This is a genomic window from Bacillus sp. TH13 (genome assembly GCF_016651175.1).
GTDB classification, from domain to species: Bacteria; Bacillota; Bacilli; order Bacillales; family Bacillaceae_G; genus Bacillus_A; species Bacillus_A thuringiensis_S.
Genome location: NZ_JAEKEJ010000025.1, coordinates 3,710,286 through 3,732,827, shown reverse-complemented (window position 1 = coordinate 3,732,827; position 22,542 = coordinate 3,710,286). Strand labels below are relative to the sequence as shown.

Genomic DNA, 22,542 nt, shown 5'->3' with positions numbered 1-22,542 from the left:
TCTATATATGAAACTTCTTATTTTGAAACGTCGATATTTAATATTTTTTTAATATATCCTTGCGTTTCTTTAAATGGCGGTACGCCTCCGTACTTCCTCACATTCCCAGGACCAGCATTATAAGAAGCAAGCGCCAATACTAAGTCGCCGTTATTTTTCTTTAAATAACCGCTTAACTCTTTTACGCCACCTTCAATACTTTCAGCTGGTGAAAAGGGATTCTTCACACCCATCTCCTTCACATTCGCTGGCATAAGCTGCATAAGACCCATCGCACCTGCATGTGACACCGTTTTCGGATTAAAATTAGACTCTACTTCAATCATTTTTTGAATTAACGTTTTCGGAATTCCGTATGTACGACTTACACGATCAATAATATCCTCATACTTCCCTTCATTGGAAGAACGTATTTTTTGAATATTATACTTCTTCGTTAATTCCCACGTATCAACAGCCTCATTTTTCGTTTCTGGGAAACGTCGTTCAAACTCTTTTTGCGCAACTTGCACTTCATCTGCTTTCTTCGTTTCAGCCTTTTCTTCAGGCTTACTCGCTTCCTCTACTTTATTAATAGTTTCTACCGGTTTATTAACAACCGCTTCTATTTTCGTAGATTGTACCGGCTGACTCATATCTTCTACTTTTGCCGGCTGCGTAGTAGCCTTGGTCTCCTTCGCAGGTTCACTCTGCAACTTCTCTTGAAAACGACTACTAACGAATGCTTGTGGACTACTTAGCTTTTGCTGAATTTGCCCTTTCTTATATGCAAGCACTTCTTTTACTATATTTCCAACTATCATAATATCACCTTTTCGGTAAACAAAGATAATCTAATATTAGAGTTTTTTTTTAAAGTTTGCAATAATCCTTTTAATAATTATGTAATAAAAAAATGAATATATTGTTAAACTGTTATTTTTTTATATTTATTAATTCGAATTTTTAGTTGACACCCGTTGTGGCAAGGATTACAATAAATCTCGAAATTGATTTTTTCGCATATTACCGTTTTTCAATTTGCAGAAAAGTCAATATAAAAAAATGGGGGTTTCTTAACATGAGAATTAATACAAACATTAACAGCATGCGTACACAAGAGTACATGCGCCAAAACCAAACAAAAATGAGCAATGCTATGGACCGTTTATCAAGTGGTAAACGTATCAACAACGCTTCTGACGATGCAGCAGGTCTTGCAATTGCAACTCGTATGCGTTCACGTGAAGGTGGCTTAAACGTTGCAGCTCGTAATACAGAAGACGGCATGTCTTTAATTCGTACAGCTGACTCAGCTTTAAACTCTGTATCAAACATCTTACTTCGTATGCGTGACCTTGCAAACCAATCTGCAAGTGAGACTAATACTAGTAAAAACCAAGCTGCAATGCAAAAAGAATTTGATCAATTAAAAGAACAAATTCAATACATTGCGGACAACACTGAGTTTAACGACAAAAAATTATTAGACGGATCTAATAGTACTATTAATATCCAAACTCTTGACTCACATGATAAAAATAAACAAATTACAATTTCACTTGATTCTGCATCACTTAAAAACTTAGATATTACAGATTTAGCTATTGGCTCAAACACAGTTAACAAAAATGATCTTGATACACTTAATAATTCTATGAAACGACTAGAAACTGCAGCTGCAGATGCAGCTGTACAAGCTCAAGACGTTACAGATGCAAAAAATGCTTTTAATAAAGTCAAATCAGGTTATACACCAGCAGAAGTAGAGAAAATGGAAGATGCTTTCAAAGCTTATGATAAAGTAGTAGCTGATCCAGCTAAAACTGATGCTCTTCTCAAAGCTGCTGCAGAAAAGATTAATACAGAATTTAAAACACTAACAGCACCTACGGCAACAGCATTCGATCCATCTTCTTCTGTTGAAAAAATCGACAAAGCAATAGAAACAATTGCTTCTAGCCGTGCTACTTTAGGTGCTACATTAAACCGCCTTGACTTTAACGTAACAAACCTTAAAAGCCAAGAAAACTCTATGGCAGCTTCTGCTTCTCAAATCGAAGACGCTGACATGGCGAAAGAAATGTCTGAAATGACTAAGTTCAAAATCTTGAACGAAGCTGGTATCAGCATGCTTTCTCAAGCAAACCAAACTCCACAAATGGTTTCTAAATTATTACAATAAGCCATTTGAGTTAGTTTCCTGAATAAACCTCTCTGCTTGCGGAGAGGTTTATTTTTTCTATATAGATAGATTGAAAGATTTTTTAACTTAAAGAGAAGCTCTAATCATATTTAGTAGCGGTCAGGGCCTGTTTTATCCTCGTTCCGTGTATGAAAACAAAAAGATATAGTGAGCATACGCCCCTTTTTCTTTTCATAACCGTTTATTAGCTTTAGAACACTAACTATATCAATCTATAAGGAGTGTCTATTATGCGTATTGGTACGAATGTTTTAAGTATGAATGCTAGGCAGTCGTTGTATGAGAATGAGAAGCGTATGAATGTTGCAATGGAGCATTTGGCGACTGGTAAGAAGTTGAACAACGCTTCGGATAATCCCGCTAATATTGCAATTGTGACTCGTATGCATGCGAGAGCAAGTGGTATGCGCGTGGCGATTCGTAATAATGAGGATGCAATATCGATGCTTCGCACGGCAGAAGCTGCCCTTCAAACTGTGACGAATATTTTGCAGCGTATGCGTGATTTAGCTGTTCAATCTGCGAACGGTACAGATTCAAATAAAAACCGTCATTCGCTGAATAAAGAGTTTCAGTCTTTAACAGAACAAATTGGCTATATTGGCGAGATGACTGAGTTTAATGATTTATCCGTATTTGACGGTCAAAACCGCCCTTTTACATTAGACGATATCGGTCATACAATAAATATGACGAAACATATTTCCCCTTCCCCTACACAACATGACATCAAGATTTCAACAGAACAAGAAGCAAGAGCGGCAATTCGTAAAATCGAAGAGGCTTTGCAAAGTGTGTCACTTCATCGTGCCGATCTTGGAGCTATGATAAATCGTTTACAGCTCAATATTGAAAATTTAAATAGCCAAAGTATGGCGTTAACAGATGCTGCATCTCAAGTTGAAGATGCAGACATGGCGCAGGAAATGAGCGATTTTTTAAAGTTTAAATTGCTAACTGAAGTTGCACTTAGTATGGTTTCACAAGCAAACCAAATTCCGCAAATGGTTTCTAAGTTACTGCAATCGTAAAAATTCATCTTCCTTCTTTAGAACGATTCCATACAAAATAAAAGGGAAATACATATAAACTATGTATCTCCCTTTTATTTTGTACCCAAATTTTATTACTGTGTTACGGTCATAACTTGTCCGCTACGATCAACCATAATTTTCATTTTACCGTCTTGTGCATTATATAGCCCTAGTTTATGTAATTCCATTTTACAATCTTGTACGAAAGTTGGTAATTTACGAATTTGATCGATATCAGAACTTGTAATGAAATGAATTAAAAGCTGCGTCATGCCTTTAATATCTTGTACAAGCTCTTCTTTCTCTCGTTTTAACCTTTCATTTTCTAGTTGTAACGACTGCAATTCACCTTCTAGACTACGTATATTCTTTACTTCTCTAGAACGCCCTGCTGCCATGCTAGAAAGCTTATAAATACCTTCCATAAACTGATGTAGTTCGTCTTCTTTCCTTTCACTACATTGATTAATTGTTTCAAAGTTATCAACGATACCAGATATAACTGTTACAAGATTTTTTTCATCCTCTTTATGCTGAATCTCTTCTTTTAATTTGTACTCGTTTTCTTGTTTTCTTGCAACGATTGTCTCTTTTACTGGTATATATTTTCGCTTTCGTCCTGGTTTTTGTTTTTCAATATTTTCAAACGGCATTTCACGTTTTTTCAATTTATAATACGTATTTTGCAATTGACTTTCTGTTTTTGGAAAAAGATTTAGTTCATTTTTACTTACGTATTTTGAAATATTTAAAATGTTTAAACCGTGACGTTGACAAAATTGATACACTTCATACAGTAGCTCTAGTTCAGACTTCAGCCATGTAATTGCTGATTTTTCATATGCTCGCATCCCGCCATTTTTTTCTATATCTATTTGAAATAATACCATTCTATTATGTAAATCAACTAATTCTTCATACTTTACTTGGAATTCTTTTTCTATTTTTTTAAATTCCACCTCTAGTTGCATATCGTTCATTTTATTATTTGACATGTTTTGTAAAAGACCTAATACATTAATTGCTGTGTGGTGATACATAATCTGTGCCACTCCCCCTCATCCTTTCACAATTCTCATCTGACTCCCATGTCTTTTAAGAAAATAGCAATTTTTACATATCCATATTATAACAGTTCGAAATTATCTGTCAAATAATAAACATACAAAAATGTATAGAAAGTATAAAAATTTGGAAAATGTTTTTTATTAATATGCAAAATTGCATATTAATTACATTTAATTATATTATATGGTATTTTGAATATTTTTTCACCGAAAAAATTTGCGTTACCACGAAATATTAATAAAATAACCATCGAAAATACGTTCTTTTATATTTTTAAATCAAAAATCTTCAAATGAAGAATTTTCATACATACAGCACCAAACACTCCAGAAAACTTTCATTTTTCTACCAGCTTAAAATATAGAATACCAAAAAGGAATTAGCCATATGTAGCATTGGCTAATTCCTTCCTCTCTCTAACAGAATAGAGTTATAAACCCAGTCTTCAAATTCTCAATCGAAGTCTCACTTCTTCTTACCTAAAACTACTTCATACCTCTGAACTCACATCGCATAAGACTCTATTAAGCACTGAAAACTTCCTTACATAAGTAGTTCCTCTATTCCTACTAAATAGAAAAATGTTATACACCAGCTCTTCTACTTACCTATAACCACTCCATATGTCTGGTCTCAACATCACATAGGGCTCTATTAAGCACTGACCGCTCAACACTTGGCTAGCGTTTCTATTCCGGCTAAATAGAAACTTTTAAAGTACTAACTTATCAACTAAACCAATTAGCTCTTGAATATCTGGCTTACTTACTTGAGCATTTGCTCCTACAGCTTCACCTTTATGGAATAATTCATTTGTAATTAATGAAGAGAAAATAATGACTGGTAAACGATTCATTACTTCACTATCCTTAACCACTTTCGTTAAATGATGTCCATCCATTTTTGGCATTTCAATATCCGTAATTAGCAAGTGAATATGTTCAAACATTTTTTCGCCTTGCTCTTTCGCTAATTTTTCAATTTGCGCTAACGCTTCTGCACCATTGCTGAAGAAGTTCATTTTCGTATATCCAGCTGATGATAATGTTTCTTCTAATATTTGGCGTAGCATCGCTGAATCTTCTGCAATATAAATTACTTTTTCAGCTCGATCTGTTTTTTGTTCTAACCCTGCAATTGATTTATTGTCATAACCAGTGCCGCTAATTTCACATACAATTTTTTCATAATCTAATAGTAAAATGATTTTGCCATCTAGTTTTACAATACCAGATGTCGTTTCTTCTAGTCCCATAGATAATGAAGCTGGTTCATCAATTTGTTCCCACGAAATACGTTGAATACGATGCACTTCATCAACGCGGAAAATAACTTTCATTTGGTTTAATTCTGAAATGATAAATTTCGTTTGATCAAGTGGCTTTGTTGACTTTAAATTAAGAGCCATTGCCAAGTTAATAACAGGTAAAATTTCACCACGTACTTGAACAACACCTTCAACTGCATAATGAGATTCTGGCACAGTTGTAACAGGGAATGGATTAATGATTTCACGTACTTTCATTACATTAATACTGAATAGGTTTTCACCAACAGTGTACGTAACAATCTCTAATTCATTTGTTCCGCTTTCTAATAAAATACTTTGTGCTTGTGACATAAAGGTGTCGCTCCCCTTCCATTAATTCCGTATATCTAATTATTAAGCTTTATAAAAGCGAAAAAGTCAACTACCTATATAAAAAATATAGATAGTCGAACGATTCATTTTATAAAAAAACAATTAATCTTGTATAAACGAAGCAAGTGCCTCTAATAACACTTCTTGTGCTCCTACAACTTCCGTCGGCATTGCTTCCCATTTTTTCGAAAGCTCGGTCTCTACTCTTATTCTCAGCTCAGAATTCATTTCTGCTAGCACATATTCTTTCGTTGCTATATCAACATCCAGTAGCGCGAGTGCATATAATTCCGGGTCATTTATTTTTTCGAATAATCGTTTTAATACTACTGGTGCTATATGTTTTAATTTTTCAATATGAATTTCCTTATCCGAAAATAGTAACTCATACTGAATAAACGTAACATTTTCTTTAATCACTTTAAAATAACAATTATTTTTTTTATCATTCACAAAATAACCGTTTGGATCTGCAATAATACTCTCTACTTTACGAATTAAATCTGGCAAACTATTCGCCGCCATTACAGTCCGCTGCTCAACCTCACTCGGCGAAATGAATGTAACGCGATACTTATTTTGCGCCATCCTCCTCACCTCTCCTTTTATAGAAATTCAGTCTAATTGTATACTACAACTACCTTAAATTAACTTAAAACTATTTTATATTACCACTTCTTACACTACCACACTACTCTAGTAACGCTACATATCTCTGGTCTTACACATCGGTCGGGACTCTATTAGGCACTAACCGCTCCAAAACATCGCCAGGTCCTCTCTCAAAACCTAAAAAGTGCTTTTAAGAACCTTTCAATAACTCTATGTTATTAAACCAAAACGCTATCTGCTGATCCGTAATATTTGGCAACATAACAAAAAACTCACGACACTTCATCTCATCCTTAAACAGTTGATACTTCCAAACGCTATCGCTACCAACACTTATGAAATAAAACTCATGGATACGGCCAATGATTGCTTGTTTTTCGCCAAATGAATACGGAGGCACTTGCTTAATTTCAAATTGATCTGGTAAATATACATGCTCTTCTCGTTCTATTTTTAATACTTGCTCGGCAAGTTCACGTTTATTTTCGAAAAAAGGCAATTGTAAAATTCGCTCTTGTCTTGTCATACGAATAAAAAACCCTTTCTACTCCATTACATTTTTTCATTACGATATATTATCGAATTAAGTTTACAACTTCATTTAATACTTCATCTGAAACTTTAATTACTTTCGCATTTCCTTGGAATCCGCGTTGGTATAACATTAAGTCAACGAACTCTACAGATAAATCTACGTTTGCACCTTCTTGTGCACCACCACGTACTTTACCCGCACCGTTTTGACCAGATGCACCAAGAGCTAAAATACCTGTTGTATTCGTCGCTGTATAGTTACCATTACCTGTTTTCATTAGTCCGCCTTCGTTCGGGAACATCGCAACAGCTAATTGACCTGCAGATTTCATACTTCCATCAGAATATTTTACCATCACATATCCACCGTCAGCAATGAAGCAATCTTTAACCGTCGCTGCTGCTCTACCATCTACGTCTGTTACTGATAATGTTTTATCTGTTGGATGGTTTGTTAAATGACTTAAGTCTAATTTTATAGAGCCACCGTCAAATGGAATATTTGCTCCTTGCTCTTTCGGATTTGGATTTCCAACAGCATCAAATGTCATATTACCACCTGCACCTGGAACATCCTTAAACTCTGTTTCTTTTTTCGAGTCATTACGCATTTGTACTTTATATGTATAATTATGTTCACTCGTTTGTTTAAACTCTACACGCATTGTCCATGTATTCCCTGCATTATCATATACAGGTAAATCTTGTGTAATTTGTTTTTCACCAGTTGGAATATTCCCTTTAATTGTCCCTTTCGATGTTCGAATACCACCAATTGCTGTTCCCATTGGAATTTGCAACGGTCCTGGAATTCCAGATAAATCAACTTCACCGGTTGCCTCATTTGCAGGGTATGCAAATACGTATTGACCTTCAGTATTCGTAATATAGTAATCTGAAGATATCCCAAACGTACCTTTACGAGTAAATTCCATATTTCCGCCTTTTGAATCACCTACAACGAAGAAACCATTACCTTCCATTGCGGCTTGTGTTTTGCCACCTGTTAACGTAATTGTACCATCACTATAATCCGTAACCGTACCACTCATTTTCACACCGTTACCAATACTTTTCGGATTCGTTCCTGCATATTTACCGTCACCTTTTGCACCAATCGAATTGTTATATAGTAAATCATCAAACATTGCTTTTTGTTTTTTATAACCTACTGTTTGTGCATTGGCAATATTATTTGAAGTTACACTTAATGCATTTTGTGTTGCATTCATCCCTGTAATACTTGTATATAACGCTTTAATCATAACGTATGGACACTCCTTATGAATTTGTATTTTTTACTTCTTCAGTTACTTTTTGATCGTCTTTCTTTGCGTCTTCTGGATTTGTTTCTCCAATCGGTTTATCAGACACTCTCTCAACGAAACGAAGAGATACAACTTTATTGTTAATAACGAGCTGTACATCGTTATTTTCCGCAAGGCGAACCGTTTCTACTTGACCGGTTACTTTGTTTCCGTCACCGTCAACACCTCTTACATATTTACCTAAAAACTTCATTCCACCATCAAGTGCTGTTGAATACATCGTTGATTGCAGCTTATCTACTGCTTTCGTCATATTCTGTACTTGTTCCATAAGAGATAACTGTGCTGTCTGATTCATCATTTGATTCATATCCATCGCATTAAATGGATCTTGATGTTGAAAACTTGATAAAAACAATTTTAGGAAATCATCTTTCCCCATTACCCCAGGAGTCTTTTGCGCTCCTGCCGAAACTCCATTACTTTGTTGCACTGGCGATTGTACACCATTAACAGGTACATTACTTTTTTGCGCTCCTGCTTGTAACGGAATATGATTTGTACTCGTTGTATTTAACCCAACTGTTGGCACGCTTTATTCCTCCAATAATCCCGCAAATTCTGTTGATTGTTGTTTTTCATGATTTGTATTTGCTAATTTCTGTTTTTGCCTTTGCTCTTGTTCTCGCTGTTCTTTACGATTTTCATCTTTATCTGAATAGCTAATTTGAATATTGATTTCTTTTTCTTTTAACTTTAATTTCAATTCATCAAAAATGATTTCAACACGTTTTTTCGCATCGTGTTTTTCCATTTCTACGTGAACGTCAATTTGATCTCCGTGTTTTTTCATAAACACTGTTAATGTACCAAGTTTTTCTGGATTTAACTGGAATAAAACACGTTCTTGTTTCACTACAAATTTTTGCAGCGCTTCTACTTGCGCTTCCATTTTCTTTCCTAAGTCAGGTAATGAAACTTTCTCAGCACCACTATTTGATTTCCCTATTTGTTCGGTACTCGTCGTTTTATTTAATAACTCTGCACCTGCAGAGCTCGAATCATTTAATGCATCAACCTCTGGCAACTCTACCTTTGCATCATCGCTCTCAAGTTTTGGAAGATCTACCTCTTTAGACTCTTCTTGTTCCTTTGCAATATTACAAGTTTCGGTTTCTACAACTTTCAATGCTTGCATCGTTTGCTCTGGCATCTTCATTTTGTTTAATACCATTTGCATTGTATCTTCTAAACATATAGCATTTTTGATATTCATATTTGAAAGAAGTTCTTGTAATTGTTGTAATTCAGCTGCAGGTAATTCATTAAGTTTAATATTGCCATATTCTTTATATAGCTCTTGTATTTTTTGTATGTATTGATATAACAATTCCGGCTGCACATGTAATTGCTCAATTGCAACCATTTGCTCAGATACAGCTAATAACAACTGTTCTGTCTCTTTTTTTTCTTCTTTCTTTACATTTGGTTCTTCTTTTGTTACCGATTTTTTAGAAAGAATATAATCTTTTTTCTCTTCTGGTGGTGCTTCTTCTCGTTTCGTTTTCTCCGTTTGCGGCTGTTTTTTATTTTCCATTCTCATCGTACGATCGAATGAAGAATCTTCATTTTTTGATTGTACTTCTAGCCCTTTTTCTTTTTGCGGAGGTAAACTTTGTTGCACCGGTAATACAGACTGTATCACTACATTCACCTCATCCATTCATACACATTTTCAAATCCAGAAGCATTTTTTCTTCCAGCTTTTCTTGTGCTTTCGCAAGCTTTTTACAATTTTCTTGATACATCTCATCAATGACACGTTCTTTTTCTTTTACTTGCTCTAAAAGGCTTTCATTTTTTTGAATAAAACCTTCCGTTTTTTTAATTTTTCGATTCCATTCTTCTATTCTTTCAGGTGAAAACGTATGTGAAGAAAGCATGCCCGCCATAATACGTTGCCCAGTTTGTACGACTTTACTACGCGATTTCACAACATATAAATCATATTCTTTTTTTTGTTCTATTTTTCTTTTTTCAGCTGTTAATTCATACACTTCTTTTAAAATATGTTCTTTTTCTTGATTTATTTGCAATTTTATTGTGTCGTACTGCTGTTTATCCACCTGTTTTCATAGCCCCTTCCTATTATAACGTTCTCTTTTTCTATTATATAGTTTTTTTCCAAAAAAATCTGTGAAATATTAAAAAACAAAAAAATAAGACCTCTTAGGCAGAGGCCTTATACTATATGGTGTATCGCTTGAACGATATCATCAAATTGGAAACTATCCGATCGACCTTGCTTTAAAAATGTATTTATACCTTCTACTTTATTTTTACATTCAAAAATATAAGCATTTTCTTCATTTTCTTGAATCGTTCCTAACTTAAAATACAATTCATTTTCTTTATAAATTGATAAAATTTTCCTCATTTCATTTGCAAGTTGCCAATGATGTGGCGACACGATTTCTTCCATAATCCTACTTACTGAATCTAATACTGAAATTGCAGGATAATGACTAAGCGTTGCAAGCTCACGCTTTAATACAATATGTCCATCTAAAATACCACGTGCTAAATCTGGTACAGGGCCATTTAAATCGTCCCCATCAACAAGCACCGTATAAATACCTGTTATAGATCCCTTTTGTGTTTTCCCGGACCGTTCTAACAGCTTCTTCATATAACTTTCCATTAACAGTGTTTTACCACCAATCGGTAACTCTTTAACAGCAATATCAACACTTCTTCGTGCATCGGCAAAACGAGTAACAGAGTCCATCATAAGTAATACGTTATTGCCTTGGTCACGGAAGTATTCAGCAATAGACGTTGCGAGTTTCGCGGCACGAAGTTGCATAAGATGACTTTCATCTGACGTCGCTACAACAACGACGCTTTTTCGCATACCTTCCTCGCCTAACTCTTTTCGAATAAAGTCTTTTACTTCCCGGCCACGTTCTCCTACTAAACTAATAACGTTTATATCAGCTTTTGCATTTTTTGCTATCATTCCAAGTAAAGTAGATTTACCAACACCTGACCCAGCAAAAATACCAATCTTTTGACCGATACCAATTGTTAGCATAGAATCAATTGATTTTATTCCTGTTTCAAATACATCGGTAATCTCTTCACGTTCAAATGCATGTATAGGCGGTGCATCTAGTTTAATTTTCTGTAATGGAATGTTTTCAGCTTCCTCATTTAACACTTCACCATTTGCACTTAACACTTTTCCGAGCAAGTGATTACCACGTGGTACAACAACATCTTCTGAAATTAAAGTCACTGAATCTCCATAACATACTTTTTCTGTCTGTTCAAATGGAAGTAGCATATTATTTTCTTTTTCAATGGCAATCACTTCACATAAGACCTTATGCTCTCCAACGAAGCAAACATCTCCGATCTTCGCTTTCGGCCCTTTTGCTACGAAAAACTGTTCTTGTACACTATGAACTTTGCCTACTTTCGTATACAGCGGTGTTTCAATGAACTTATTCCATTTTTCGTTCTCATTCATTAACAGACGGCTCATACATTTTGCTCCTCAAATAACTTCTCTTCTTCCCATTTCTGACGAAGTTTCGCAAATATAGGTGCAAATTTAAATTCAAAGAACTCTTTCTCTTCTTCCAGAACAAATTCACCAAACTGCAGGGAGAAATCATATTTCCATTCTACTAATTGTAGTAACCAATATTCTTTCGTATTTTCCTTCTCTTCTTGAATACGTTCAAACGTTTCTGGATGTACTGTAATGATTAATTTTTCAAACGAAGTTGGCAATGTTTGCACGATGCCAGTTAAAATAGGTAACACATCAAGCGATCGTGAATCTACCGCTTGATTCACGATTTTTTCTGCTAGATGAAAAGATTGATCCCATAATAACTCTGTCCATTCATATGCTGTTTCTTGTTGTTCTTTTTGAAACTGCACACGCGCTGCTTCCATCTGTTCCATTTGTTCATGAATATGCATTTGAAATTGTTCTTTATCTTGTAATAACTGCTGCCGCTCTCGTTCTAGCATTTGCTTCTCTTGCCTTAGCTGATTCATTTCCATATGTAACGATTCTTGCTGGGCGCGAAGTTCTGCATGATCAGCTTGTAATTCTTCCTCTTCTATTTGAACTGAAGCTGGTTTTGGAAATTGTAATTCATACGTTTCTTCAGAAAAAGAAACAGAATTCTTCGGAATTCTGTTTTTAAATAAGGACATCCTCTTCACCTCTTTGAACGATAATTCTTCCTTCTTTTTCTAGCTTTTTCACTGTACCAGTGATCGTTTGCTGCGCTTTTTCAGCATCCGTCATCTTAAGCGGTCCTAAGCCATCTAATTCTTCTAGAATCATCTCTTTACGGTTTGAAGACATACATGTAAATAATTTCTCTTTAATTTCTTCTTTTGCAATTTTAAGTGCTTTCGCAAGAACACCGTTATCTGTAATTTCTTCTAATACACGGCGAAGCGCAAGATCTTCAAGACCAAGTAAGTCTTCAAAGACGAACATATTTTCTTTAATTTTCTCAGATAACTCATAATCGACTTCATCCAGCTTTTGAAAGACTGTTTTTTCAACACCACGTGAAACATTATTTAAAATGTTTACGATTGTTTTCAAGCCATCAGTTTTATTAATTGCACTGAATGCCATATTATTTAATTTCGATTTTAACAACTCACCAATTTGATTAATTAATTCACCATCAACTTGTTCTAACTTCGCAATACCCATTACCGTCTCTACTCGTTTATGATCTGGCAATCTCTCAATTAATTGAGACGCAAGCTGCGGTTTAATATAAGAAGCGATAATTGCAATTGTTTGTGGTGATTCATCATTAAGCACTGTAAGAAGTGGCTCTAAATCTGTAAGTGAATTTAAGAATTCAAATGGATTATCTTTGTTATACCAAAGGTCTTCCAATAATTTTTCCAGTTCGTCTTCTGGCATGTTTTTAAATATGCGACGAATGTATTCTTTATCTGGAGTGACTAAGTTCAATTCTTTTACATTTAGTTCATATAAGAACTCTCCTAGTACATTTTCTAACGTTTCTGGTTTATATACACGAAACTTCGCGATTTCACGAAGTAATACTTCTTTTTCCTCAGCTGTCATATATTCAATGACTTTTGCTGCCACCCCTTCTTCTAATGTACGAATAAGGATGGCAGCTTTTTCTTTGGAGGAGATTTCATCTAACATCGTTGTTCCTCCCTTACTGTCCGTTTAGCCATTTTTTAATTACTTTTGCAGTACCTTCTACATGTTCTTTCGTAGCATCCTGCACTTGTTCATCTAACGTTGGTTCTTTCGGTTCTTCTGGTTCAGGTTTTGGCTCTGGCACTATTTTTTCTTCAGGAATTTCCAAGATACTTTCATTACTTGCAGCAATTTCATCTTCTGCTAAGTATTCTTCATATTCCTCTTCTTCTTCTTTCTTTCTCTTACGTCTTGCTAATAAGAACCATACTAGACCACCGATCGCTAATAAGCCAGCTGTAATTCCACCGAATAACCACCAGTTCATGCCACTTTTTTCTGGCTCTTTCTCTTTTTCGACTTTCGGCTGATCGAACTGAACAGTTACAACGTTAACTTGACCATTTATAAAGTTACCGTTTGGATCAGCTTGAAGTCCTGCCGCTGTTCCGATTGCTTCTTTAAAAGTTGTCATATCCATTCTACGTTTTACTAGCGTATCATTATCTACCCATACAACAACATTTGTTTTCGTTAATTCTGGGTGTTTCTTAATTGTTTCAACTGTTTTATCTATTTCATAGTTTTCAATTTTGTTACCATTTTTATTATCATAGACAACTTTACCATTTTGATTATTGTTCGTACCGTAGTTTGGCACTTCACCGTTCGCTGTAATACCAGCACCTTGCTTCGTATCTGTCCCTTCTTGCGCAGTAGAACTTTCCTCTTGCTCTTGTTTACTACGAAGTACACCTTTATCACCATACTTTTCTGACTGACGTGTAACTTCATCGTAGTTTACAGATACTTTCGTATTCACTTTATATTCATTCGGTTTAAACATCGTCATTAACGTTGCATCAATATCTTGCTTTAATTTACCTTCAAGTTGATGCTGCATCTCTACTTCTTTCTCATAAGAAGAAGAACTACTAGAATGTGCTTCATCTGTCCCTTTTGAGATAACACCTTTTTTACTATCAATAACGCTTACTTCTTCTGCCTTTACACCAGGAACTGCTGCACTTATCATTTGCTGTATACCTGCAACTTGATCAGCTGTTAACAATTGGCCACGCTTCACTCCAACCGTAATCGCCGCTGTTCCTTTTGCTTTTTCTTCATCAAAAATTGTCTCTTTTTCAGGCAATGTAATTTGAACATTTGCCGTTTCAACTGTCGCAAAGTTTCTTACAATATCTTGCTCCAATTGCTTCTTCGTACCGACAATTTGCTTCATTTTTTTATCTTGCTCACTTGAACCGAGCGAGCTTTCTAATAAAATTTCCTCACCGCTTTTAGAATTAAACGGTAAGCCCATCCCATTCATTTCTTTTCGAACCCATGGAGCATCATTCTTTTGCACACGAATCGAACCATCGGCCGCTAATTGATAATCGACACCTAACTTGGATAATTCTGCTGTAATCTCTTGTTTATCTGTATCATTTAAATTTTGATATACAACAACATATTTATCTGGCAAGGTGAAGTATAAAAGTGCTCCTGTTACAATCGCTAAAAGCGCAGCACCAATTACTAACTTATGCCACGTTTTTAACGATTGGATAACATTTTTCATCTTTTCCATTTAAACACACCCGTCCACTTTCCTAAATTTGCATATTAATTAGTGACTTATAATTTTCAATAAGATTATCACGTACGAGAGCAGCTGTTTTCATTTGAGACTCAGCTTTCTTTTGCTGAATTAAAACGTCATGTGTTTCTCCTACCCCTTTAGTTAGTAAATCATATACTGCTGTTTGCGCATTGTTTTGCGTTTGATTCATATCTTCCAATAAATCAATAAACTTTTTCCCCTCAACTACAGATGTTTGAGAAGTTTTCGGTGCACCAATTGACTGAATTGCTCCAAATGGTTGTGTATGTAACATTGGTTGGATTTTCATATTACTATCTTCCCCCTTATCCTCGGCCGATTTCTAAATCTTTATCAAGCATTTTTTTATTTGCATTTAATACACTCGTATTTGCTTCATACATTTTTTGAGCAACCATAACATTCGTCATTTCAGCAGTTACATCAATATTTGGATAACGTACATATCCTTCTTCATTTGCATGCGGATGCGTCGGATCATACACTAAATTTTCCGTTTTGTCTGCTTCAATACTTTTTATTTTTACTCCGTTAGTAGGAGCCCCATCTAGCATACTTGCAAAACTATTGTTTGATTCTAGCACCACACTACGACGCTCATATAAATCTGCCCCCGGAGCCGCCGTCGTATTTGCATTTACAATATTGTTAGAAGTAACTTCCATCCACTTTCTCGCTGTCGTTAGCCCTGAGCCACTTGCATTAATTGCCTGAAACATCCGTTGTCTCTCCTTCTACTTTTAACGTCCGCGTGCCGCTTGGTTAATTGCATATTGTGTATTAATTGCGTTAACTGAAATACCGTATAACTGATTTGTTTTCATTAAATCTAGCATTTCTGTCGTTACATCCACACTATTTCCGTCTTTACTCGTTTGCATTGATTTTGTTTGAATCTTTGCATATGTATTTTTCGTATTTACTGTCGGCAAGTGCATTTCATTCGTTTGATATAAATCTGGATTGCTCTTTAAATCAGCCGCATTGTTTTTATATAATGCACTACTTTTATTCATCTGCTCAGCAAATGTTACATCTTGTGCTTTATAGCCAGGTGTATTCGCATTTGCAATATTACTAGAAACAGTATTTCGTTTCGTCACTAAATAATTCATATAATGGCTTACATCACTCACTAAATCTGGCATATTCCACACCCTTTCTTTTCTAACGTAATGATCCACTGATAGAAGTTTCACTTCATTATTTATTTTCTTATATGCGTTTATTAAAATATTTACTATTATGTACCCTTACATATTTTATTCCATTTTTTCATTGTTGTCTTTAGAAAAATACAAAAATATAAAAAAGAATGCAAAAAAACTGTATACCATAGTAATCTAAAGAACATTTCAATATATGAACTATAAACTAAAATCCGTTTTTCTATTATTTAGATTACTATTTTTTTCATCACAGTCATAAAATGAAACCTCAATCAGCGGATTTCTTTATTTAAACGAAGGAATAGACCCCCTTTTAAAAGGGGAATCTGTTTCCAAACGTTATTATTAATATTTACCGTAAAATGAATTAGCCTTCATTCGCCCATCATTTGTCATAATCATTTCTTCCAAAATCTTTTGCTTATCCCGAATATGCTGAGCTGCCTTAATAATGAACGGGCTTACTTCTGCTGCAACTTGCGTACGTTTTTCTTCATCTAGTGTCATCATCCAACGATTTAACATCTCACTCTTCTCAGCAAACTCTTCATCTGACACTTGCAATTCACCGATTTCATTAAAACAGCTGACAAACGTCCGATAAATATCATTGTTCATTTTCAAGTGCTCCGCGGTAACCGTCTATTAAATCTTGTAACACTTTCACAATTGCATCAATATCTTTCGCTTCACGCGTTACTTTCATCGTTTGAATTTGAATGCTAATCCAATCGTATAAACCATATAAGCTATCATATAAATCTTTCGTAATTTCAGGATTTAATTGAAGCTTTAGTTCTTCAAAAATACGTTCTAGTTTTTCAAGAAGTGCGTCCCCTTCTTGTAGATTAAAAGTATGTAAAAGTTCTTCTAAATTACGAAACTCTACAATACATCTTTCATAAATAAAAATTGTATTTTTAATCGGATTACTCGTCATAATATCATTTTGCATATAACGTTGCCATGCTTGCATACAATCACTTCCTTAGATTTCATTAATCATCACTTTTTTGTTTTGTCATTGCTTTAATTGTTTTTAGTTGGCTATCAAGCGCTGCTAATGTACTTTCTAGTTTTTGATACTTTTTCACAATTTCATCTTGTTTTTGTTTATTTTGCATATCAATATCGCTAATTTTTCTATCTAAATCACTTACACGCGAATCTATACTCTTTACTCGTTCCCCAACGACACCTTTATCACCGAAAAGCTTTTCAAGCGGGGCTTCCATCATTTTTCCTAAACCATTTGAGCTAAAGAAAAATTGTTTAGCTGTATCTGGCTTTTCTTTTAATGCCTTTGTTAGAGTTTCATCATCGACTTCTAATGTCCCATCCTGCTTTATTTGGATACCAAAAGTAAATAAATAATTATCATCTTGAGAAAATGTTACAACACTATTCATTACTTGGCGTATACTTTGCATAATTACTTGTCCCTGGAAGGCTCCATCTTTTCCAGCAAAAAGATCTACTGTAGAAACCGCTTTATTATAATCTGCCACCATTTTTTTTATAAGGTTGGATGCTTCTGTTACGTTTGAATCACTTACTGTAAATTTTAAATCTATTCCTTTTGTGTCTGTACCAGTTCCACCGTCCGATACCTTCGATTCAGTTACTTTTAATAACTCCACTTTTACACCAGGGAGTGTTTCAATTGTATTACTAGCACTTTTTCCTTCAATGCCATTAATACTGTATATTGCATCCTGTGCTTCATTAACGACGTTCACTGCTTTACCATCCACTGTAGATAAGCCCATTTTTTGGAACAAATCAGATTTTTCACTTGTAAACTTAATTTCGCCTCCCATTCCCTCTTTTTTAGCAGACATAAATACTTTGCCACCAAGCGTATATGCAGAAACACCATAGTCACCATCATTAATTTTATTAATTAAGTCCTTATAAGTCATTTCCGTTGTTACTTTAAGTAGTTTCCCATTAATTTCCAATGTTTCTTCTGCAGGTAATTTTTCATCAATTTTAATATCATTTGAAGCAATTTGATGGCGTTGCGCAAGTTGCTTAATTGTCATATTGAATGTTCCTGAGATTGCTCCGCCATCAGCTATTACATTAATATAGCCATCCTGTGTTGTTGTAACTTTTTTTTCATTCCCTTTAAATGATGCTAAGTTTTTAAATGTTTGTGTAAAAGAACTAAATTCTGTTTTTAAACTTGTATATAATTGTTTATCTTGTGTAAGTTGTTGTTTTTCCGTTGTATACGGTGTTTTTTTCATATTTAATGCTTGCAATTCTAGTTCTACAAGATTAGAAGTATCAATCATATTATTTCCTAGGTTCCAAATTTGTTGTCTGCCGCCAATACCTGTTAATGTTCCTGCCATGTTGTATCACTCCTTATTCGTTTACATATAATCTAAAATGCTCGTTTTACTCATCGTACTAACTGCTTTAAGCGTCGCTTCATACGTTGCATTTATATATGCTAAGTCAGAAATTGCGACCGCTAAATCGACATCCTCAATTTCTTTACGGTTTTCTTGAAGCGCTAAATTTTGCTCGCTTAAAATTGTTTTAAATGTTTCCATTGTGTTCATTGTTGAACCAACTTCAGTTGTACGGTTAATGATACCATCTAAGTTTTTCTTATTTTCTCCTAATAACGGTTGTAATGCTTTTTGGTCACCTTTTTGCATCGCTTCGCTCATCTGTTTTAACGTTTTTATAACTGGTGATAATAACGCTTCTCCGTTACGGAACGCTTTGAATTCATAACCGTCATTTAGTTGCCAGTTCACATCATTTTGTCCACCTTGATACGTACCATCTTCTGTAAATGGTGGCTTCTCTGCACTATCCCCACCGAAAATATAACGGCCTTGCTCTTTCGTATTTGCTAAATATACAACTTGTTTTAAAATTTGATCAATCTCTGCACCGATGGCTTTCAATTCTTTTTCACCATTTTGTTCACTTAATGCTTGTACTGTTAATTGATCTGCTCTTGTTAAAGATTTCAAAACACCTTGTAAAGTATTTTCAGTTTGTGTTAATACATTTTTCGAATCCGCTATATCTTTTTGCATTTGCTCCATATTCGCCAATGAATGTTGAATCGCAAATGACTTACTTGCCGCAAGTGGATCTTCACTCATAAGAAGGTTTTTCTTCCCTGAAGTTACTTGATTTCGATGATATTGCTGTTGCACGTTCAAATCCATTAACTGATTCTTTGCCCAGTTTGCATTTTGAAATGTAGATACTCTCATTTCTATCTCCTCCTTATATATTTTCAATCAATTACTATCACTTATCGAATAATCGAAAATAGACTATCAAACACTTCATTCATCGTAGTAATAGCTTTAGAGTTCGCCACGAAATATTTTTGGAAGGCCATTAAATTTACCATTTCCTCTTCCATATTTACCCCTTCAACGCTCATCTTTTCTTGCTGAATGCCTTCTAATAAGTCCCCATGAATTTTTTGATAAGCATTTACTGCACTTTTATCAGATGCAACACGAACTATAAATTGGTCTAATGCTTGTTTATAAGAAAGACCTTCTTTATAATCTCCATCTGTAATTGCTGCTAGTTTATTTGCTGTTTCAGCAGATATTTTCATTTTCGAAATATCTTTTTGAAATTCTGGATTTAACTTCATATCTTTCGCATGATCTCCAACGAAGAAATCTTTTCCCATCACTGTATTCACTTGATTTTTCACTGAACTCATTAAGTCTTCAAGATTTTTTTTATAATCAACAATCTTCGCTTTCGTGTCAATCGCTGATTTTATCGCTCCGCTAGTTACATTGATTTCTGAACCGTAAATCTCAACTGACATTGGGTCTTTTTCTTTATTTAATTGAAGTGGATATGTATCTTGTCCATTTACTGTTAAAATACCATTCATTCTAACACTCGCGATATTAGGATTCATAGATTCATAAGATACTTCTATATTTGCATACTTAGACATCTCTGTAACGATGCGATCTCGTTCGTCTAAAAGTTGATTCGGCACTTGTGTACCTGCTTGTCCAATTTTATGATTCGCTTCTGCTAAACTAGCAGCAAGACGATTAAATTCATTAACATGCGCTTCAATATCTTCTGCCGTCTGTGCTTCCACTGTATCTAAGTTTTTCGCAAGACGATTCACTTGACTTGTGAACTTCCCAGTTTCAGAAATTAATGTATCGTAGTAGTTTGGTTGTTCTGGATTTTTCGCCACTTCACGAAAGGCATTAAAGAAACCGTCCATTAAACTAGATAATGAATTCTTTCCTGTCGTTCCAACCATAGACTCTACACGTGATAAAGTCGAATTCATGTAGTTATAGTAAGAGAGCTGAGATAATTGATCATTAAACTGCTTCGTCTTTACCTCATCAGTAATACGGTCAACACCTAGCGTTTGTACACCGTAACCAATTCTCTGTTCTGGCGTATGACCATTGCTTGCTCCAACAGATCCGTAATTCACCATTTGACGCACATAACCCGGTGTATGAATGTTAGACAAGTTTTGTTTCGTTGTTTGTAACCCCATTTGAGCCGCTAACATGCCTGATAGCGGTGTATTATAATCAGATAATCTCATAAAGCTTCACTTCTCCTTTACAATAGTTCGTTCATAAAGATTTGCGAATTATTGTTTCGCTCTAAGTTATATTCAGAAACAGAATCCACAATACTTTCTGTAGTTTTTAATAGTACGTTTAAGTAATATTGATTTTTCAAAAGAATCATTTTTACATTCTCTTCTAATTCAGTTACGTTTTTTTGTAATTCTTCCATTTTTTCAATTTCTTCTTGAGAAAAATACGAAAATAACGCACTTACACGAAACGATTCAACTCCTTGTTCTTTACAGAAATGAACAACCATTTCTTCAAATGAGCTTGATAACCCTTTTAAACCATCAATGTACTGCAATTGCTCTACTTGTAACTTTTGAACTGCATTTACATTTTTATTTTTTAAATTCTCATATATTTGCTCTCCAAGCGCTTGAATATTTTCATACGCTTTTTGAATAATAACGAGTTTTTCATATAATTGTATGTACATATAGCTTCCTTCCTTTTACAAGACTAAATTCACAATTAAACCATGGATTTCTCCAATTTGATTTAACATTTCTAAATGTCCTGTTTTCGTATTAATTAAATTCATCACATCTTCTAATTCATTCAATCCCATTTCTGCCTGTTTCACAATCGTCATTTTCTGTGAATATCCGTAACGCGGGTGACGAGACATGACATCTTTATACTGCAATACATTATCAACGTAGAAATTCAAAAATGATTTTACTGTATTTTTGTATTCCATTACATTATCAAGCGTTAATTCCATTTCAATTTTCTCTTTAATTTCTCCAATATTATCGACAAACGCTTCCATTTGTTCTAGTAATTTATCTTTTTTCGGATCTGCATGCAAATTATCCGAAAATGCAAGTCCTGTCCTGACATTTGCTTCTTTCGGCATTTGAGTAGCAGGCGGTATATGCGATAAAATTGGATTATGCGAGATAGAACGTAGCATATATATCACCTATTTATTTTTTTATTTCTTCCTAAACTTAATCGTAAAATCCAGTTATTTATAATTATACTCTGAACAGTAATATTTTGCAGTTATTTTTTATAAAAGATATGTTACAATTTAGCATGAGGTGGCACAATTCTATGAATATTTTCCTTTGTGGTTCAAATCAATTAACAGCATTAGATCAAGAAGAAATTAAAAAATTTTTAACTGACTATGCTCACAAACATAAAATTTACATATTATGTTATAAATCTATTGAAAATGAGGTTCTTCGTTTTTTCGTTGAGAATGAAAGACTCGCTCAAAATTTATGCCTTTACACGCTGCAACCATTGCAAGCAATAACAGATGAATTTCAAGAAGTCGTTGATTACTTAAAAAAACACGGAGCCGAATATGTTGCTTTCGATCATCCTTCTGACTCCATTTACCGATCAGATTATATGTTTTTTGTTAAACAAATTATTGAAGACACTGATTTAGTTCTCTGTTTTTATAATGGGGACAAACATACATCTGTCATCCCTGTCGATGTTGCAAAAGAAGCAGGTATTGATGCTGTCATTTATGATTTACCAGGATTACATGAAAAGCAAATGAAAAAAAGCTTTGAACAAAAAATTCGTATGATGTAAAGGGGG

At 34.5% G+C, this 22,542-nt stretch carries 26 protein-coding genes; 3 read left to right on the top strand and 23 right to left on the bottom strand.

The genetic code is table 11. From position 1 onward, the window contains the following. Positions 1 to 17 precede the first annotated feature (17 nt). A complete protein-coding gene (locus JFU02_RS27795; protein ID WP_088349673.1) occupies positions 18 to 803 on the bottom strand; it encodes a lytic transglycosylase domain-containing protein in 786 nt (261 codons plus the stop codon). 257 nt (positions 804 to 1,060) lie between these two features. Between JFU02_RS27795 and JFU02_RS27790 the strand changes: the two genes are divergently transcribed. Then, positions 1,061 to 2,164: a flagellin N-terminal helical domain-containing protein gene (locus JFU02_RS27790; RefSeq protein ID WP_001222396.1), complete on the top strand. Its 1,104-nt coding sequence runs from the start codon at positions 1,061 to 1,063 to the stop codon at positions 2,162 to 2,164. 251 nt (positions 2,165 to 2,415) lie between these two features. Further along, positions 2,416 to 3,216: a flagellin N-terminal helical domain-containing protein gene (locus JFU02_RS27785; RefSeq protein ID WP_098838411.1), complete on the top strand. Its 801-nt coding sequence runs from the start codon at positions 2,416 to 2,418 to the stop codon at positions 3,214 to 3,216. Between the two features lie 95 nt (positions 3,217 to 3,311). Here JFU02_RS27785 and JFU02_RS27780 read toward each other — a convergent pair whose 3' ends face one another. The 22 genes from JFU02_RS27780 to JFU02_RS27675 all read right to left on the bottom strand — a co-directional run bounded on the left by JFU02_RS27780 (position 3,312) and on the right by JFU02_RS27675 (position 21,895). Continuing rightward, positions 3,312 to 4,259: a DNA-binding domain-containing protein gene (locus JFU02_RS27780; protein ID WP_201072174.1), complete on the bottom strand. Its 948-nt coding sequence runs from the start codon at positions 4,257 to 4,259 to the stop codon at positions 3,312 to 3,314. A gap of 740 nt (positions 4,260 to 4,999) precedes the next feature. After that, positions 5,000 to 5,908 (bottom strand): chemotaxis protein, encoded by a 909-nt coding sequence (locus JFU02_RS27775; RefSeq protein WP_098838409.1) that lies wholly within the window; start codon positions 5,906 to 5,908, stop codon positions 5,000 to 5,002. A gap of 123 nt (positions 5,909 to 6,031) precedes the next feature. Continuing rightward, complete coding sequence (locus JFU02_RS27770) at positions 6,032 to 6,517, bottom strand: hypothetical protein (RefSeq protein ID WP_000068302.1); 486 nt, start codon at positions 6,515 to 6,517, stop codon at positions 6,032 to 6,034. 214 nt (positions 6,518 to 6,731) lie between these two features. Beyond that, positions 6,732 to 7,067, bottom strand: a complete 336-nt coding sequence (locus JFU02_RS27765; RefSeq protein WP_000198166.1) for a DUF3964 family protein — start codon at positions 7,065 to 7,067, stop codon at positions 6,732 to 6,734. Between the two features lie 49 nt (positions 7,068 to 7,116). Further along, positions 7,117 to 8,340 carry a flagellar hook protein FlgE gene (locus JFU02_RS27760; protein WP_000588320.1) on the bottom strand — a complete coding sequence of 408 codons (1,224 nt, stop codon included), beginning with the start codon at positions 8,338 to 8,340 and terminating at the stop codon, positions 7,117 to 7,119. A 16-nt stretch (positions 8,341 to 8,356) separates the two neighbouring features. After that, positions 8,357 to 8,935 carry a flagellar hook assembly protein FlgD gene (locus JFU02_RS27755; protein WP_001143460.1) on the bottom strand — a complete coding sequence of 193 codons (579 nt, stop codon included), beginning with the start codon at positions 8,933 to 8,935 and terminating at the stop codon, positions 8,357 to 8,359. A 3-nt stretch (positions 8,936 to 8,938) separates the two neighbouring features. Next, positions 8,939 to 10,048, bottom strand: coding sequence for a flagellar hook-length control protein FliK (locus JFU02_RS27750; protein ID WP_050844814.1), 1,110 nt, complete (start codon positions 10,046 to 10,048; stop codon positions 8,939 to 8,941). Between the two features lie 10 nt (positions 10,049 to 10,058). Continuing rightward, entirely contained in the window at positions 10,059 to 10,469 is a 411-nt protein-coding gene (locus tag JFU02_RS27745; protein ID WP_000360860.1) for a hypothetical protein, read from the bottom strand. A 116-nt stretch (positions 10,470 to 10,585) separates the two neighbouring features. Continuing rightward, positions 10,586 to 11,890, bottom strand: coding sequence for a flagellar protein export ATPase FliI (gene fliI, locus JFU02_RS27740; protein WP_097981822.1), 1,305 nt, complete (start codon positions 11,888 to 11,890; stop codon positions 10,586 to 10,588). After that, the gene (locus JFU02_RS27735; protein WP_016082179.1) at positions 11,887 to 12,576 is read right to left on the bottom strand and encodes a FliH/SctL family protein; all 690 of its coding nucleotides are present in this window, start codon (positions 12,574 to 12,576) and stop codon (positions 11,887 to 11,889) included. The genes fliI and JFU02_RS27735 overlap by 4 nt, the downstream gene beginning before the upstream one ends. Next, complete coding sequence (gene fliG / locus JFU02_RS27730; protein ID WP_000883364.1) at positions 12,563 to 13,567, bottom strand: flagellar motor switch protein FliG; 1,005 nt, start codon at positions 13,565 to 13,567, stop codon at positions 12,563 to 12,565. The genes JFU02_RS27735 and fliG overlap by 14 nt, the downstream gene beginning before the upstream one ends. Before the next feature lie 13 nt (positions 13,568 to 13,580). Next, the gene (locus JFU02_RS27725; protein ID WP_098838408.1) at positions 13,581 to 15,158 is read right to left on the bottom strand and encodes a flagellar M-ring protein FliF C-terminal domain-containing protein; all 1,578 of its coding nucleotides are present in this window, start codon (positions 15,156 to 15,158) and stop codon (positions 13,581 to 13,583) included. Positions 15,159 to 15,180: 22 nt separating this feature from the next. Continuing rightward, complete coding sequence (gene fliE, locus JFU02_RS27720) at positions 15,181 to 15,480, bottom strand: flagellar hook-basal body complex protein FliE (protein WP_000701672.1); 300 nt, start codon at positions 15,478 to 15,480, stop codon at positions 15,181 to 15,183. A 16-nt stretch (positions 15,481 to 15,496) separates the two neighbouring features. Continuing rightward, entirely contained in the window at positions 15,497 to 15,910 is a 414-nt protein-coding gene (gene flgC, locus JFU02_RS27715) for a flagellar basal body rod protein FlgC (protein WP_000484680.1), read from the bottom strand. Positions 15,911 to 15,931: 21 nt separating this feature from the next. Next, on the bottom strand, positions 15,932 to 16,390 hold the full coding sequence (gene flgB, locus JFU02_RS27710; RefSeq protein ID WP_481748755.1) for a flagellar basal body rod protein FlgB: 459 nt from the start codon (positions 16,388 to 16,390) through the stop codon (positions 15,932 to 15,934). Positions 16,391 to 16,705: 315 nt separating this feature from the next. Next, entirely contained in the window at positions 16,706 to 16,978 is a 273-nt protein-coding gene (locus JFU02_RS27705) for a flagellar biosynthesis protein FlgG (protein ID WP_141539114.1), read from the bottom strand. Beyond that, positions 16,968 to 17,336: a flagellar export chaperone FliS gene (locus tag JFU02_RS27700; protein WP_016077910.1), complete on the bottom strand. Its 369-nt coding sequence runs from the start codon at positions 17,334 to 17,336 to the stop codon at positions 16,968 to 16,970. The genes JFU02_RS27705 and JFU02_RS27700 overlap by 11 nt, the downstream gene beginning before the upstream one ends. A 22-nt stretch (positions 17,337 to 17,358) precedes the next feature. Further along, entirely contained in the window at positions 17,359 to 18,720 is a 1,362-nt protein-coding gene (locus JFU02_RS27695) for a flagellar hook-associated protein 2 (protein ID WP_098838407.1), read from the bottom strand. A 21-nt stretch (positions 18,721 to 18,741) separates the two neighbouring features. Then, complete coding sequence (locus JFU02_RS27690; protein ID WP_098532928.1) at positions 18,742 to 19,605, bottom strand: flagellar hook-associated protein 3; 864 nt, start codon at positions 19,603 to 19,605, stop codon at positions 18,742 to 18,744. A 41-nt stretch (positions 19,606 to 19,646) separates the two neighbouring features. Further along, a complete protein-coding gene (gene flgK, locus JFU02_RS27685) occupies positions 19,647 to 20,945 on the bottom strand; it encodes a flagellar hook-associated protein FlgK (RefSeq protein WP_098838406.1) in 1,299 nt (432 codons plus the stop codon). 17 nt (positions 20,946 to 20,962) lie between these two features. After that, positions 20,963 to 21,415, bottom strand: coding sequence for a hypothetical protein (locus tag JFU02_RS27680; RefSeq protein ID WP_098223387.1), 453 nt, complete (start codon positions 21,413 to 21,415; stop codon positions 20,963 to 20,965). 15 nt (positions 21,416 to 21,430) lie between these two features. Further along, on the bottom strand, positions 21,431 to 21,895 hold the full coding sequence (locus JFU02_RS27675; protein ID WP_000946323.1) for a YaaR family protein: 465 nt from the start codon (positions 21,893 to 21,895) through the stop codon (positions 21,431 to 21,433). Between the two features lie 143 nt (positions 21,896 to 22,038). On the opposite strand from JFU02_RS27675, the gene JFU02_RS27670 reads away from it, so the two are divergent. Continuing rightward, positions 22,039 to 22,536 (top strand): flagellar motor switch protein FliG, encoded by a 498-nt coding sequence (locus JFU02_RS27670; protein ID WP_001020110.1) that lies wholly within the window; start codon positions 22,039 to 22,041, stop codon positions 22,534 to 22,536. Positions 22,537 to 22,542 lie beyond the last annotated feature (6 nt).